Below are 12906 nucleotides of genomic sequence, written 5' to 3' on the forward strand. Positions count from 1 at the left end.
ATGGCAATTACAAAGACTAATGCGCAAATCTTAGATTTTACAGCACAATTGGTTGCTCAAGATGAAGAGTTCCCAATGCTACAAGTCCTGAATAACGAAGGAAAGGTAGTTGATGAAGATGGACTGAAGCGTAGTGAATTAACTGATGACGATTTGGTTAAAATCATGAAGAACATGGTCCTAAGTCGACAACTTGATATTCGCTCAACTAAGTTGGCTAAGCAAGGACGTTTTGGTTTCTTCGCACCAACAGCTGGTCAAGAAGCCTCACAGATGGCGTCAGCATATGCCTTTAATGATGAAGACTGGATCTTCCCCGGATATCGTGATATCCCAGAAATTATTGCAAAGGGTTGGCCAATCTGGAAAGCCATTTTGTGGTCTCGTGGACACCAATTAGGTAATGAATATACGACTGAAGATGGTCGCGAAGTTAAATCTTGGTTCCCACAAATCATCATTGGCGCTCAATACGTTGAGGCGGCTGGTGTAGCCCTTGGATTAAAGAAACGCTCAAAGGATGCCGTTGTGTATGTCTATACCGGTGATGGTGGTTCTTCACAAGGTGATTTCTATGAAGGAATTAATTTTGCCTCGGCATACAAGGCAAATGCAGTCTTTTTCGTTCAAAATAATGGTTATGCCATCTCAACACCACGTAACTTGCAAACAGCTGCACAACATTTAGCTGCCAAGGGCTGGGCTTCTGGTATTCCAAGCATCGTTGTTGATGGAAATGATGCCGTGGCAATGTATTTGGCTGCTAAGGAAGCACGTGCATGGGCGACAGCCGGTAACGGTCCCGTATTGATTGAGACGATGACCAACCGTCTTGAGCCTCACTCAACCGCAGGTGATGATCCATTGCGTTACCGGACACAAGGTGACATTGACGAATGGTGGAAGAAAGAGCCATTGATTCGGATGCGGATCTTCCTTGAGGGTAAGAAGCTGTGGAGCGAAGAGATTGAAGCTGCATACATTGCTGAAGTTGATGCTGAGATTGATACGGCAATCACGACGGCGGACAATGTTGAGAAGCAGAAGATTTCAGATTACCTGAAGCACACACTTGAGGTACCAAGCCAAGTTATGCAAGAGCAAATTGCAAAGTTTGAAAGCGAGGGAAAGTAATCATGGCAGTTAAGACATATATTGCGGCGATCACAGAAGCTCTAGATTTAGCTTTAGCTAAGGATGAGAATACATTAATCTTCGGTGAAGATGTCGGTAAGAATGGTGGAGTTTTCCGTGCAACTGATGGCTTACAGGCTAAGTATGGGGAAGATCGTGTCTTCAATACACCCCTTGCTGAATCAGGAATCGGTGGATTGGCAATTGGTTTGACAACCCAACAATTCCGCCCAATTATGGAAATTCAATTCTTTGGTTTCATTTATGAGGTTATGGATTCAGTAGCTGGACAAATGTCACGTAATCGTTTCCGCTTTAACAACACGCGTAACATGCCAATTGTTTTGCGTTCGCCATACGGTGGTGGTACTAAGACGCCAGAAATGCACGCGGATAACTTAGAAGGAATGGTTGCTCAAATTCCAGGCTTGCGAGTTGTTATGCCTGCCAGTCCAGCTGATGCCAAAGGATTATTGCTGGCATCAATTGAATCAAATGATCCTGTTTTGTTCTTGGAGAACTTGCACTTGTATCGCTCATTGAAGGGCGAAGTGCCTGAGGGTTACTATACAACACCTTTGGACAAGGCTGCTGTTGTACGTGAGGGAACTGATGTGTCAATCATCACCTATGGTGGTGGTGTGCCAATGGCACTAAAGGCTGCCGATGAACTCACTAAACAAGGCGTAAATGCTGAGATTGTGGATCTACGGACAGTGTCTCCTTTGGACATTGAAACAATCGGTGCGACAGTTGAAAAGACCGGTCGTGTCGTGGTTGTACAAGAGGCTCAACGAATGGCCGGAATTGGTGCTAATGTGATGGCAGAGATTTCAGAGCGTTTTGTGCTTAGCTTACAGGCGCCAATTGGTCGAGTAGCAGCCCCAGATTCAATCTATCCATTTGCGCAGGCAGAGAATGATTGGATGATTAAGGCAGACGATATCGTAGCAAAGGCTTTGGAGGTCGTAAATTATGACTGAGATTTTTAAGATGCCAGATATTGGCGAAGGTATGGCAGAAGGCGAAATTACTAACTGGCTTGTTAAAGTTGGTGATCATGTTGACGCTGATCAGGAAGTTGCAGAAGTGCAAAATGATAAGTTGATGCAAGAAATTTTGTCGCCATATTCAGGAACAGTTACAAAATTATATGTTGATGCACCAACCGTAGTTGCTGTTGGCGATCCTTTGATTGAGTTTGATGGTGAGGGTGGAGCAGCCGCACCGGCACCAGTTGCACCAGCGACAGTGACGGCAACACCGGCTGAGCCAACACCAGCACCAGTTGCTGCCCCAGCTGCACCAGCGGCCGTAGTAGCAGCGCCAACGGTTACATCAAACGGTCAGATTTTGGCAATGCCATCTGTGCGACATTATGCACATGAGAATAATATTGATTTGGCAACCATTGCACCAACTGGTCGTCATGGACATATTACAATGGCTGATGTTCAAAACGGTCCAAGTGTACCTGCGAATACGCCGGCACCAGCTGTCAGCCCAGCACCAGTAGCTACGGAGGCTGAAACACCAGCACCAGCACCAACTAAGCCAGTTACCGCACCACATGTAACTGAAGGTCGTGTTGCGATGAGCGGAATCCGTAAAGCAATTGCACGGGCGATGGAGAATCAACATACAAATATTCCTTCAGTTACCAATTTTGATCAGGTTGAGGTTTCAAAACTGGTCGAGCATCGGAAGGGCTTCAAGACAATCGCAGCCGATCGGGGTATCAAGTTGACATATCTTGCCTATGTTGCGAAGGCTTTGGCGGCAACCGCGAAGGAATTCCCAGAGATTAACGCCAGCGTTGATATGAAGACGAATGAGATTGTCTACCATGATGAAGTTAATTTGGGAATTGCAGTTAACACCGATACAGGATTGTTCGTGCCAGTAATTGCACATGCAGAAAGTAAGTCAATTTTGGCAATTGCTAGAGAGATTGGCGATCTAGCTAAGGCGGCTCAAGATGGTACCTTGAAGCCAGCACAGATGCAAGGTGCAACGCTTACAATTTCAAATATTGGTTCAGCACGTGGTGGTTGGTTTACACCAATTATCAATGGTGCTGAGGTGATCATCCTCGGCCTTGGTTCAATTGTTAAGGAACCAGTTGTTGATGCAGAAGGTGAGTTGGCAGTTGGTCAAAATATGAAGTTATCTTTGACCTATGATCACCGATTAATTGATGGTATGTTGGCACAAACAGCAACTAATTATTTGAAGCAATTACTTGCTGATCCTGCTTACATGTTGATGGAGGTTTAGTTATGGTTGTTGGTGCACAAGCACGTGAGATTGATACTGTTGTGATTGGTTCAGGCCCTGGCGGTTATGTAGCCGCAATTCGGGCTGCTGAATTGGGACAGAAAGTAACGATTATCGAGAAGGATAATATTGGTGGGGTTTGTTTGAATATTGGATGTATTCCATCAAAGGCGTTAATTCATGTTGGTCATGAATATCACAGCACGCAGGCCACGAATCCTTATGGATTGGAAATTCCAACTGCAACGCTTGATTGGAACAAAACACAGGATTGGAAGCAAACCAAAGTTGTTAATCAATTAACGGGTGGTGTTGAGATGTTGTTGAAGAAGCACAAGGTGGAGATTATCCACGGAGAAGCTTCGTTTAATGATAATGAAACATTGAATGTTCTTGAGGGTGAAGGTCATGAGTTATTGCAGTTCAACAATGCAATTATTGCGACCGGATCTCGTCCAGTTGAAATTCCAGCTTTCAAGTTTGGCGGACGCATTGTTGATTCAACTGGGGCATTGAGCTTACCCGAAGTACCAAAGCACTTGATTGTAATTGGTGGTGGAGTGATTGGTTCTGAGCTTGGTGGAGCATACCAAAACCTTGGTGCCAAGGTTACAATCATTGAAGGCTTGCCTCAAACGCTGAATGGATTTGATAAAGAATTGATTCGTCCGATTATTACTGATTTTGAAAAGCGCGGTGGCGAGATCTTCACTGGCGCAATGGCAAAGTCGGCTACTCAAACGGATAAAGATGTTACTTTAACCTTTGATGTGAATGGCGAAGAAAAGACGGTGACAGGTGATTACTTGTTAGTATCAGTTGGACGTCGTCCGAATACAGATGCGTTAGGGTTGAATAACACGGACGTCAAGGTAACTGATCGTGGTTTGATCGAGGTTGATGAGGCAAAGCGGACGTCGGTTGCGCATATTTACGCAATTGGTGATATTGTTGCTGGACCAGCCTTGGCCCATAAGGCTAGCTTCGAAGGCAAGGTAGCGGCAGCCGCAATTTCTGGCTCAGATAATGCAATTGACTTGCATTACGCAATGCCAGCAGTTGCCTATACGAATATCGAAGTTGCAACAGTTGGTGAGACGCCAGCATCAGTCAAGGAAAATCAATTAGATGCAAGTATTGTCAAATTCCCATTTGCAGCCAATGGACGTGCTTTGTCGATGGACGAAGGTGTCGGATTTGTCAGAATGATTACTGACAAGACGACCAAAGCGGTTATTGGGAGTCAGATTGTTGGACCTGGTGCCTCAGATTTGATCTCCGAATTATCATTAGCGATTGAAAATGGTTTGACTTCAGAGGACATCTCTTTGACGATCCATCCACATCCATCATTGGGTGAGGCGATTATGGACACGGCAGAGTTAGCTGATGGCTTACCAATTCATGTTTAGTAATTAAGGCTATAAAAAAATAAAAGGCTAACAGTCGGGGAGACTGTTAGCCTTTTTTCTTTGGTGTAGTGGACCAAAGAACTTGTTGAACCTGGGGAAGTTTGTTCAACAAAATTGATAATATCATTGTTAATGGCGTTAACGGTAGTCATAGCATAAAGAAAGCACGAAAAAATTATGCGTGATTGGTCTTTGTGGGCTGTTTGGAGAATAGTAGGCGTGTTTTTCATGAATATTTGTGGCAAGGATTGCTTTTTTCACAAAACAAAATAGTCGTGTTGAAAATAGCTTGGATGGCATTAGATTAACCTCTGTTCACTAATAAATTGGAAGTTTTTAAAAGGAACTCACGTATTTTTCACAATTTGTTCAACGAAAATTGCTAACATTTTATTTGTAGAAGAATGATCAACTTGGGGAAAGCAGGTAAATAGTAAATGAAAGAATACTTAGAAAGTAAGGAAACAATTTTACAACAGAGTAATGTTGATCCAAAAAAGGGACTAGCATCAGCTGATAAAATTGCTAGTTTACGCGAACAATATGGAATTAATGAGCTCTCACCACCACAAAGAGAGAGTATTCTAACCAAAATAGGACATACGCTCAGAGACGTAGCGACGATCATCCTATTAATTGCGGCTTTGATATCGTTCACGACTGCCTATTTGGAAGGTAGTGGTGAAATTGTCGAAGGTATCTTAATCATTGTGATTGTGATCATAAATTCCGTTTTGTCGATTATGCAAGAAGGAAAGGCTGAAAAGGCACTGGCTGCACTGCAGGCCTTGAACCAATCTTCCACCAAAGTAATCCGGAACGGCGAAATTCAAAGCATCAGCGCTAAAGATGTCGTTGTTGGCGATATCTTGTACTTACAAAACGGTGCTAAGATCCCGGCAGACGCCCGCTTGTTAGTCACAACTGATTTACAAGTTGAGGAGGCGTCCTTAACCGGTGAAAGTCTGCCAATCGAAAAAGATGCAGATGCAATTTTTTATAACGAAGAAGAACTTGGCGATCGCTTGAACATGGTCTACAGTGGCACGACGATTGTTAATGGATCAGGTCAGGCGGTGGTGACCGCTGTTGGTGACGCGACTGAATTGGGACAGATTGCAGACTTCCTAAACAAGGAGAAAAAGCAATTGACGCCTTTGCAGGTAAAGTTAAAGCAGTTGGGACGCCAAATCTCGATTTTTGCATTAATTGCAGCAATCGGAGTAATGATTATTGGTCTTTTACAGGGCTTAGAATTAATGCATGTCTTCATGATTGCTGTTTCATTGGCCGTGGCCGTTGTGCCGGAAACATTGCCGGTAATTGTGACTATGACCTTGGCAGTGGGTGTTCGTAAGATGGCTGAACGCCATGCGATCATCCGACGTCTACCAGCGGTCGAAACATTAGGAACAACTTCAGTGATTGCTTCCGATAAAACCGGAACTTTGACGCAAAATAAGATGACTGTTCAAAAAATGTGGTCGGCTGAAAATGACCATATTGTGAATGTGGCCGCTGATGAACAAGTTGATCCAACCGCTGAAAATCTGCTCAAGTTGGCTGGATTGGCTAGTAATGTGCATTATGATACAGACAAAGGGAGGTTAGTTGGTCTACCAACTGAAGTTGCTCTGGTAGCGGCAATGGAGCAGGTTATACCACTAGATGAGGTTACGGAGACGTATCCGCGGATTTTTGAAATCCCATTTAATTCAACTCGAAAGCGAATGACAACTGTTCAACGTTCACCGGAGGGACACTACATTGCAATCACGAAGGGTGCGATTGACGTGCTAAAGCCCTTTATTGCGAATGGTGATATTGAACGGGCAGAGGCAATTACTCATGAGTTTGCTGGCGAAGCGTTACGTGTGCTAGCTGTTACAATGAAGGTCTTTGATGAGTTACCAGAAGAAGAGTTATCAGAAGCCTTCCTAGAAACTGATTTGACATTGGTTGGTTTGTTCGGAATGATTGATCCACCACGACCGGAATCAGCAAGTGCCGTGGCCGAGGCTAAGAAGGCGGGAATTAAAACAGTAATGATTACTGGTGATCACGTTGCAACCGCCGCAGCGATTGCCAAAGAAATCGGAATTCTCGAGGACGGTGATTGTGCCTTGAGTGGAACCGAATTGCGGGCCATGCCTGATGATCAATTGGAGGCAAATATTAGTCAGTATGCGGTCTTTGCACGAGTGACACCAGCTGACAAAATTAGGATTATTAAGGCTTGGCAAGCAAATGACGCCGTTGTAGCGATGACTGGTGATGGAGTTAATGATGCACCAGCTTTGAAGGCGGCCGATGTTGGGATTTCAATGGGAATCACAGGAACCGATGTTGCGCGTGAAGCGTCTGACATAATTTTGGCAGATGACAACTTTGCTTCAATTGTTTCTGCAATCGGACAAGGGCGAGGCTCATATGATCGTGTGCGCCGGACGATTAATTTCTTACTGTCAGCTAATATCTCGGAGGTTTTCTTAATTCTTGCGGCATTGGCTGTTGGTTGGGGAAGTCCATTGTTGCCAATTCATATCTTATTTATTAATCTGGTTGCGAACGGTCTACCTGGGTTTGCGTTAAGTTATGAAAATAATGACCCAGAGAATATGCAGAAAATGCCATTGTCAAAGCACGCAAAATTATTTGATAACGGCTTAGGGTGGCAAATATTCGGGAACGCAACAATTTTTACAATTGTATCGTTAATCGCATTCTATCTTGGAACGCACGTTAAGATTGGTAGTTTGGAACCATCGGAGATTGTTGGTCAGTCTCTGACATTTGTTGTCTTATCAATTATCTCGATTATTCATGTCTTTAATGTTCGGAGTAAGCGTTCAGCTTTGACTGATCGATATAAAGATAATCCGCTACTAGTACAAATGGCACTCCTTTCGATAGCGATCACTCTGGCGGTTGTAACGATTGCGCCGATTGCAAACGCCTTTCATTTGGTGGTGTTGCCAGCATCTTACTGGATGTATGCAATTAGCCTAATCGTAGTTCCGACGATTGTTGTTGAGCTGGGAAAGGCAATCTGGCGCGTAAAAGCAAAACAATAAGAATACAGGAAATTCATAATTTAACCAAGCAAAAGCCATAAGAAACGATTATACTTAACTTGTAAAGACATAGCAGGGAGGTAACCTTATGTATAAGCATATTTTAGTACCAGTTGATGGATCAGACATTTCGAAGCATATTTTTGATCAGGCCGTTGAGATCGGTCAATACCTAAATATTGACAAGATGACCTTACTATACGTATATGAAGAACATGTTATCAGTACCCCAGATCACGGTGTAATTTACGATGTTAATCGACGTGATCTATCCATGGAGTCAGCCAAAAAGAAGCTTGAAGAATTGAAAGCAACTACAAAGGCTGATTTTACAATTGAGACCGTTGTTGTTGAAGGTGATCCGCGCAGCTTGATTGGCGAGAAATATCCTGAGGACGAGGGTGTCGACTTAATCGTAATGGGAGCAACCGGTAAGGGTAACCTTGAGCGGCTCTTGCTTGGTTCAGTTGCTCAGCACGTTGCTAAGCATGCCGAGGTTGATACGTTCTTAGTACGCTAGGTTTAAAAATTAAGCATAATGAAAAAGTCACATGGGTGCTTATCCATGTGACTTTTTTTGTAGGCAGGGACTTGCTTGTAAGTCGAAACAGAATTCTGTACGATAGGGGCAGTTAGAATTTTGGAAATGAGTAATTTCTAAATGGAATGTACAAGGACGTGAATTTGGAGGCAGTAATGAAAAAATTATTGGTTTTAATTGACTTTCAAAATGATTTTATTGATGGAAGTTTGGGAAGTCATGAGGCGCAGGCAATCGTGCCACGGGTTCTTGAGAAATTAAAGGAGTATGCACCTGCAGAAAGAATTGCGACGATGGATACGCATTTTGCTGATTACTTAACGACCCAAGAGGGACAGAATTTACCAATTCTACATACGCAGAAAGATACATTTGGCTGGCAGTTGCCAGTCGAGGCACAGGTTGGTTTTAGTCGAATCATCGAGAAGAGTACATTCGGATCAATCGAATTAGCGGAGTATATCCGTGAAATACAACCAGATCAAGTTGAACTTATCGGACTTGATACGGATATTTGCGTGATTTCAAATGTAGTCTTAATTAAGAATTATGCACCTGAGGTAAAGGTAATTGTGGACGCAAGTGCGAGTGCCGGCGTTACGCCTGAAAAACATTTAGCGGCACTGGAAACGATGCGGTCATTACAGGTTGAGATTATTAATGCATAAGAAAAGCCGGATCTTCCTAAGTGGAATATCCGGCTTTTCTCAACTTGATGGGTAACTAAATTAGCGATCAACCTCTTTAAATTGTGCAATTTCGCTGTTGAGTTTGAAAATTTTAATCAAGAAGAAAAAGCAGCCAAGGAAGATGAAGAAAAACATCATCGACAACGTGCTCAAAGCATAGCTCAGGTCGGGATATTCAGCAGCAAAAATAATCGTGAAGATCCCAAATAAATTTCCAACGGTGACGCATGACCAACCATACTGTGCCCAAATACTCATAGTCACTCCTAATTTCAAATAGATGTTGTATGTGTGCGTTAATTGATAGCCGAAAATGGCAAATGATGTTCAAACTGGTGTGTCAAATTTTTCGGCACAGTGATTCGATAAGCTATTTGTAGTCTTTTAAGGGGGTGTACCAAGAAATTTCTGAAGCTTTTAACGTGGTTCATGGTTGCACGTACTTTAATGCCAACAATGAAAGAGATATCTGACACCTGACAGTGAGACTTGTTCAAAGTTTGTGAATAAGATAATATTTACGCACATTTTCCAAGTAGTTGTTTAATATGTTTATACCTTATACTTAGCATAAAAAATATGCAAGAAATTAAGACGGAATTGTCAAATTAATGAAGAAAGGGTTAAAGAACATCAGCCAGGGATTGTTATTTTTAGTTGGCTTAGAAGGGATCATGAAATTTATCTGAAGAATAGTTTAAATGAGCGGGCAGTGTGATAGACGTGATAATTTGTTATTATTAAAAATAAGAAAATGGGAATGGGGCGGTGTACTTATGGATGAACTTTTTGATTTAAAGACTGGTATCAATACCGCCCTATTAACCGGTGGCGAAGAAGTTTCGCTCTTGCAACCGAGATTAATCACAAATAATGCTGATGATACGGTGCTGAATCATATTCGGTCGGCCTTGGCTGGAGTAACAGATTTTACGTTTGTAGTAGCGTTTATAACTGAGAGCGGTCTGGTAACTTTAAAAAGTCAGCTAGCGGATTTGGCTACTCAGGGAGTCCGAGGACGTTTGATTACAGCGAGCTATTTGAATTTTAATCAGCCCAAGGTATTTCGTGAATTATTGAAAATTCCTAATTTGGATGTACGGATTAGTTCGCAAAGTGCGCTGCACAGTAAAGCGTATATCTTTAATTATAAGGAATATTATTCTGCGATCATTGGGTCGGCAAATCTGACCCAAAATGCTTTGCAACGAAATACGGAATGGAATTTGCAGATCTTTGCGACTAAGCAGGGCAACTTCACGGGGCAATTGCTGACAGAAACGGAGACGTTATGGCTAAACGCCCAACCCTTGACAACCGCTTGGATTGATCAGTACGAAAACTATCTTGCTCATCAAGTAGAGCAGGCGCAACAAGATCGGCAACCAGAATTTATTGCATCTGGCACGATCAAACCAAATAAAATGCAGGAACGGGCACTTGCTGCACTAGCGCATACACGTGCGTCAGGGGTAACGAGGGGGTTGATTGTTTCAGCAACTGGGACTGGTAAAACATATTTAGCGGCACTTGAATTGGCGCAAGTAAATCCCAAACGGGTATTATTTATTGTGCATCGTGAGCAAATCTTATTGAGTGCACGGGACAGTTTTAAGCGGGTTCTTGGCGGACCGGATAAGGATTATGGCGTGCTTTCAGGGAATTCACGTGATTTAACTGCGAAATATACCTTTGCAACGGTTAATACTTTGTCAAAAGCGGCTGTCCTTGAGCAATTTGACTCACAAGCATTCGACTATATCATCATTGATGAGGCTCATCGGATAAACCAAAGTGTGGTTGACGATCGAATGACCATGTATGAACGCATAATCAAACATTTTAAACCTAAATTTATGTTGGGAATGACGGCGACGCCCGATCGGACAGATGGAAATAATATCTATGAGTATTTTGATCATAATATTATCTATGAGATTTCTTTGTTGGATGCGCTGGAAGCTGATCTACTAACCCCCTTTCACTATATTGGAGTGACTGATTTTGAGTGGCAGGGTGAGCAAATCAATGATCGATCACAATTAAAGTATCTGATTGCTGATGAACGAGTTGATTATTTATTAGCGAAGACCGCTTACTATGGATATAGTGGTCAACAGTTATTTGGATTAATCTTCGTGAGCCGAATTGCGGAGGGCGAAGCCTTGGCGGCCGCTTTGAACAAGCGCCAAATAAGGGCTGAGTTTATTAGTGGTGCACAATCTATAGCACAGCGTGAAGCGGCAATCGAGCGCTTACGTTCAGGGCAACTTCAATATTTGATTACTGTGGATGTGTTTAATGAAGGGATTGATATCGTTGAAATTAATCAAGTTGTAATGATGCGACCAACGACATCAAGAATTGTCTTTCTACAACAGCTCGGACGGGGTTTAAGAAAGGCAGCAAATAAGGAATATGTGACCGTAATTGACTTTATTGGTAATTATGAAAATAATTATTTAATTCCGCTAGCCTTAGATCCAAAGCATAATGCAAACAAGGAACAGTTACTAAATACGGTCATGACACCCGAGATTGTGGGTGTATCGACGATTAACTTTGAAGAAATGGCCCAAAAACAATTACTTGATTCGATTCGGAAAGTTAATCTGAGTGCAAGTCAACGATTTAAGGTGATTTATCAAAATGTGGCAAATCGAACTGGACATGCTTTGCCAATGCTAACAGATTTCGTACACTTTAGTGATTTAACAATTGATGATATTGTCGAGAAATATACAACAGTTTTGCAAATGCAAGCTAAGTTTACTAACCATGAGATGATCCCGACGATTACCGCACTCGAAAATAATTGGTTGATTTTCTTTAATAAAGAGATTGCAAATTCTAAGCGAATCTTAGAGACTGCGACGATGCAGTTGTTACTGACACAGGGCCAAGTAACGGATCAAGAGCTGGAAACATTCTTTACAACGAATGGATTTTTCTTTGATGATGAGTCTCTGGACAGTGTAGCAAGTGTTTTGACTTATGAGTATTTTCTGACAACAACCGCCAGAAAGTTTGGTGAAACGGCGCCAGTTATTCGCCGAGGGACTCGATGGCGGCTAAGTCCAGCTTTTACTGAAGCACTACAGAATCTAGTGTTTAAGCAATATATTGATGATACAGTGATGGCAGGTTGGGATTACTTGACAGCGACTTTTGATAATCAAGTTCGTTTTGAACTTAATGCTAAGTATTATCGACGAGACATTATTAAAGGTTTAGGTTGGGCGAAAGAACAAACCGGGTTAGTTGTAGGTGGCTATGTTCGGCGGTCAGACAGTCGCTTTTTACCAGTTTTTATTACTATTGATAAAACGGAACAAGTCAATTCAGTTGACTATAAAAATGAGTTTGTCAGTGATCGTGTAGTTACTTTTTATTCTAAGACAAATCGAACATTGGCAAGTCCACTGGAGGCAACTTTGGCGGCTACGGATGAATTTGGTCGTATTCAGGTTTACATTCGACAGAACAACGAAGTTACACAAGACGGTAGATCTTTTTATTATTTAGGATCGGCTAAGGTAATTAAGACGGCTGAAATGACGATGTTAGATCAAGATGGACGGGATGTCCCAATGGTGCGATTTGACTTACAGTTAGAGCATCCGTTGACCTTTAGTATGGCCGGGATTTTGTTGAATTGATTTTGATAATTCACTTAGTTAATGTATACTAATTGTTAGTTAAAATAGATGTAATTGATGTTGAAGAGCTTGATTTGAAGTTAAAAAGAGAACTTTGGATGGGCTGGGGCAATTTCATTG

General features: G+C 42.3%; 9 protein-coding genes. 8 read left to right on the plus strand and 1 reads right to left on the minus strand.

Annotation, left to right across the window (positions count from 1 at the left end; all coding sequences use genetic code 11):
* From ESZ50_RS00920 to ESZ50_RS00950, 7 genes are all read left to right on the plus strand, one after another.
* A complete protein-coding gene (locus tag ESZ50_RS00920; protein ID WP_187387495.1) occupies positions 1–1134 on the plus strand; it encodes a thiamine pyrophosphate-dependent dehydrogenase E1 component subunit alpha in 1134 nt (377 codons plus the stop codon).
* Between the two features lie 2 nt (positions 1135–1136).
* Positions 1137–2117 (plus strand): alpha-ketoacid dehydrogenase subunit beta, encoded by a 981-nt coding sequence (locus ESZ50_RS00925; RefSeq protein WP_148621720.1) that lies wholly within the window; start codon positions 1137–1139, stop codon positions 2115–2117.
* Complete coding sequence (locus ESZ50_RS00930; protein WP_148621721.1) at positions 2110–3411, plus strand: 2-oxo acid dehydrogenase subunit E2; 1302 nt, start codon at positions 2110–2112, stop codon at positions 3409–3411. The genes ESZ50_RS00925 and ESZ50_RS00930 overlap by 8 nt, the downstream gene beginning before the upstream one ends.
* Positions 3412–3413: 2 nt before the next feature.
* Positions 3414–4823 (plus strand): dihydrolipoyl dehydrogenase, encoded by a 1410-nt coding sequence (gene lpdA, locus ESZ50_RS00935; protein WP_148621722.1) that lies wholly within the window; start codon positions 3414–3416, stop codon positions 4821–4823.
* A gap of 437 nt (positions 4824–5260) precedes the next feature.
* Positions 5261–7897, plus strand: coding sequence for a cation-translocating P-type ATPase (locus ESZ50_RS00940; RefSeq protein WP_148621723.1), 2637 nt, complete (start codon positions 5261–5263; stop codon positions 7895–7897).
* 88 nt (positions 7898–7985) lie between these two features.
* Entirely contained in the window at positions 7986–8417 is a 432-nt protein-coding gene (locus tag ESZ50_RS00945) for a universal stress protein (protein WP_148621724.1), read from the plus strand.
* Positions 8418–8593: 176 nt separating this feature from the next.
* Positions 8594–9106, plus strand: a complete 513-nt coding sequence (locus tag ESZ50_RS00950) for a cysteine hydrolase family protein (protein ID WP_148621725.1) — start codon at positions 8594–8596, stop codon at positions 9104–9106.
* Positions 9107–9166: 60 nt separating this feature from the next.
* Here ESZ50_RS00950 and ESZ50_RS00955 read toward each other — a convergent pair whose 3' ends face one another.
* The gene (locus ESZ50_RS00955; protein ID WP_148621726.1) at positions 9167–9385 is read right to left on the minus strand and encodes a hypothetical protein; all 219 of its coding nucleotides are present in this window, start codon (positions 9383–9385) and stop codon (positions 9167–9169) included.
* 518 nt (positions 9386–9903) lie between these two features.
* Between ESZ50_RS00955 and ESZ50_RS00960 the strand changes: the two genes are divergently transcribed.
* Complete coding sequence (locus ESZ50_RS00960; RefSeq protein ID WP_187387496.1) at positions 9904–12786, plus strand: DEAD/DEAH box helicase; 2883 nt, start codon at positions 9904–9906, stop codon at positions 12784–12786.
* Positions 12787–12906: the final 120 nt, after the last annotated feature.

The organism is Weissella muntiaci (assembly GCF_008107635.1).
Classification (GTDB): Bacteria; Bacillota; Bacilli; order Lactobacillales; family Lactobacillaceae; genus Weissella; species Weissella muntiaci.

What these genes read in the sequence shown, in the direction of transcription:
- ESZ50_RS00920 (WP_187387495.1), top strand. Translation starts at nt 1, where the DNA reads ATGGCAATTACAAAGACTAATGCGCAAATCTTAGATTTTACAGCACAA.
- ESZ50_RS00925 (WP_148621720.1), top strand. Translation starts at nt 1,137, where the DNA reads ATGGCAGTTAAGACATATATTGCGGCGATCACAGAAGCTCTAGATTTA.
- ESZ50_RS00930 (WP_148621721.1), top strand. Translation starts at nt 2,110, where the DNA reads ATGACTGAGATTTTTAAGATGCCAGATATTGGCGAAGGTATGGCAGAA.
- lpdA (WP_148621722.1), top strand. Translation starts at nt 3,414, where the DNA reads ATGGTTGTTGGTGCACAAGCACGTGAGATTGATACTGTTGTGATTGGT.
- ESZ50_RS00940 (WP_148621723.1), top strand. Translation starts at nt 5,261, where the DNA reads ATGAAAGAATACTTAGAAAGTAAGGAAACAATTTTACAACAGAGTAAT.
- ESZ50_RS00945 (WP_148621724.1), top strand. Translation starts at nt 7,986, where the DNA reads ATGTATAAGCATATTTTAGTACCAGTTGATGGATCAGACATTTCGAAG.
- ESZ50_RS00950 (WP_148621725.1), top strand. Translation starts at nt 8,594, where the DNA reads ATGAAAAAATTATTGGTTTTAATTGACTTTCAAAATGATTTTATTGAT.
- ESZ50_RS00955 (WP_148621726.1), bottom strand. Translation starts at nt 9,385, where the DNA reads ATGAGTATTTGGGCACAGTATGGTTGGTCATGCGTCACCGTTGGAAAT.
- ESZ50_RS00960 (WP_187387496.1), top strand. Translation starts at nt 9,904, where the DNA reads ATGGATGAACTTTTTGATTTAAAGACTGGTATCAATACCGCCCTATTA.